Raw genomic sequence first — 2,917 nt, 5'->3', positions numbered from 1 at the left:
CTGCGCAAGGCGAGATCGTCGAGCTCCTTCTTCAAATCTTCGCTTTCATCGGCATTGATGCGCAGTCGTACCGCTGGCGGCATGGTGGGCTCGAGCTGCTTGATGGCGGCGCGCAATGCCGCTGCGGTTTTGATGGCGTCGGCGCCCGGATGCCGCGAGATCTCCACCGCCACGGCCGGCGCACCATCGATGCGAAAGAAGCGCCCGCGCGCGTCCTCTTCGGCCCGCACCGTGGCCAGCTCCCCCAACCGAAACACCCGAGTACCGGGACCGCGCACCGGCAGCGCTTGCAGATCTTCGAGCGCGACCGGCTGGTCACGCAGCACGACGTTCTGCGTTGTGGCGTGCTCAGGATCACTTCCGCGATCGAGTGCCCCCAGCGCCTGCACCATGCGCGCACCGCCGATGGCCTCGACCAACCGTTGCGGCGAGATGCCGATGCGCCGCAGCTGTACCGGATCGTACGATACCGACACGCCTAAATCGGTACCGCCGCGCACCTGCACACCAGCCACGCCGGGTATGCTGCCAAGACGCGGGCTCACTCGCTCGTTCAGCAGCTTCTGCAACGTGCCCGACGTGTACGGTCCGAACACGGACAGCGACATGAGCGGCGCTTCCTCGAGTCCCTCCGGTACGTAGTTGGCGACCGTGGGGGGACTGGCGCCCGGCGGCAGATCGGCGCGCAGCAGTTCGAGCCGCTCGAGAATCGCCAGGCGTGCCATCTGCACATCGGCCCGTGCTTCCAGCTCCACCGTGAGACTGGCGAAGTCGTCGTATGAGTTGCTGGACACGCGCCGCACACCGCGCACGCCTTGAATAGCCGCCTCCACCGGCGACGTGAGATAGGTCTCGATCACCTCCGGCGACGCCCCCGGCATGCTGGCGCTCACCATGAGCCGCGGCAACTCCACGGTGGTGCGCGTGGCCAGTGGTAATCGCGTAAACGCAATCGCGCCGGCCAGCAGCAAGGCGACACAGATCGCCCACACCACCGCTGGACGATGGGTCGCGAACCGGATCATGCGAGATTTCGCTGAGCGTGCCGTGCCGCGCGACGCTCCGTGCGCCGCTCCAACACCGCGTAGGCCGTAGGCAACAGAAAGAACGTGACCAGCAGGGCGCTGATACTGCCACCAATAATGCCGGCCGCCAACGGCTGATACAGCGCGCCGCCACTGCCCCATCCGAACACCAGCGGCAGCACTCCGGTAATCGTGGTGATCGACGTCATGGCGATGGCACGGAGTCGCTGCTCGCCGCCGCGCACGATCGCCTCGTCGATGCCAAAGCCAGCCTCGCGGAACTTACGAATGGCATCGAGCTTCACGACGGCTTCGTTGTCGGCCATACCGATCATCACCACGATGCCGATCAGCGATACGGCGTTCAGCGATTGTCCCGTGAGCCACAGAAAGATCACGGCACCAGCGCCCGCCAAGGGCACCGTGAGCATGACCACCAGCGGAATCGTGAAGCTCGCGAACTCGCCGGCCAATACCAGGAACATGAGCAATGCCGCCAACACCGCCACCAACGTGAGCTCGTTGCTGGTGCGTTTGCGTTCGGCGTCGGCACCACCTACCTGCCACGACACGCCGGCCGGCAACGTGAGCGACGCCATGCGCGACTGCACGTCGGTGGTGGCTTTGGCCGTGCCGCCGCTTTCCACGAGCCCTTCCACAATCGTGACTGGACGCTGCCCCACGCGCACCACTTCCAACGGAGCGCGTGTTTCGCGCACCTTCACCAACTGCGCCAGCGGCACGCCACGCAGCGGCGTTTTCAGCGCCGTCTCGAGTTCTTCGTTCCGCAGTCCGGCGTAGCGCACCATGATCGGCGTGCGTCGGTCGGTCTCGCGCAACTCACTCGCACTCACCCCACCCAACGCTCCCGCCAATGCACTCGCCACCTGTTGTGGCACAATGCTGCGCTCAGCCATGCGCGCGCGCTCGAGTGACACTTCCACGATCGGCTGCGTGGCGGCGAAGGCGTCGCGCACATCGGTGAGGGACGGCACGGTTTGCATGGCCTTGCGCACGGTGTCGGCCCACCGCTGTGATTCCACCAGCGTGGGCGCCGACAGTTCGACGCGCACCAGACGCCCTTCACGCCCGATCAGTGAACCGAACTCCGATTGCCCCGCGAGGTCGATCGCCAACGCGCCCTTGGCCAGGTCTGGTAGTTTGGCGCGCAACTGCTGCGCGAACTCGGCCGCATCCGCCGTATCGGGCACCGGCACGATCAGCTGCGCCGTGGCACTCGATCCGGGATCGGCACCGGCCAGTACCTCTTCGTTGGTCGCCTTCCCTACGCGCGCATAGATGCCTTTGGCGCCGAGCGCGCGCGCGGCAACTTCCACGCGCTCAACCTGTTCGGCCGTGGCTTGAATACTCGTACCCTCGGGGAGCTGCACCTGCGCCACCAGCACGCCTTCGTCCACGCGCGGCAGAATCTCCTTGGGCAGTGTGTAGACCAGCACCGCCGTTACCGCCAACAGCGCGCCGGCCATGCCGAATACCGACCGCGGATGGTTGAGTGACCAACGCATGCCGCGCTCGTACCACGCGGTGAGCGTGCGTCCCCAGGCGTCGAGTGTGCGAGCGGTGGCTGACGGCACCTTGGGTGCTTCGGCGTTCGGCGTGGTCGCGACCAGTGTCGATGACGTCGCCGATTTCGCGAGCTTGCGACGTCCCACGATCATGACCGGCATGAGTGTGAGCGCCAGCACCAGCGACGCGGCCACCGTGGTCACCACACTCAAGCTCAAGTCACGAAACAGCGCCGCCGCGAGCCCGCGCACGAAGATGATGGGACCGAACACCAACACCGTGGTGAGCGTACCGGCAAAAAGCGGCGCGGCCACTTCATCAGTGCCGGTGACCGCGGCCTCGAGCAGCGACATTCCCTCTTCCCG

Annotated in this window: 2 protein-coding genes; both read right to left on the bottom strand. The window is 66.2% G+C overall.

The genetic code is table 11. The features are described from left to right. Positions 1 to 1,025 (bottom strand): efflux RND transporter permease subunit (locus tag ACESNG_RS17335; RefSeq protein ID WP_373069987.1); only part of this gene is annotated, 1,025 nt, incomplete at its 3' end. Continuing rightward, the coding region (locus ACESNG_RS17330) for an efflux RND transporter permease subunit (protein WP_373069985.1) at positions 1,022 to 2,917 on the bottom strand (1,896 nt) is incomplete at its 5' end. The genes ACESNG_RS17335 and ACESNG_RS17330, both read right to left, overlap by 4 nt.

It is taken from the genome of Gemmatimonas sp. (genome assembly GCF_041689975.1).
GTDB lineage: Bacteria > Gemmatimonadota > Gemmatimonadetes > Gemmatimonadales > Gemmatimonadaceae > Gemmatimonas.
This window is presented reverse-complemented; position numbering and strand designations above follow the sequence as displayed.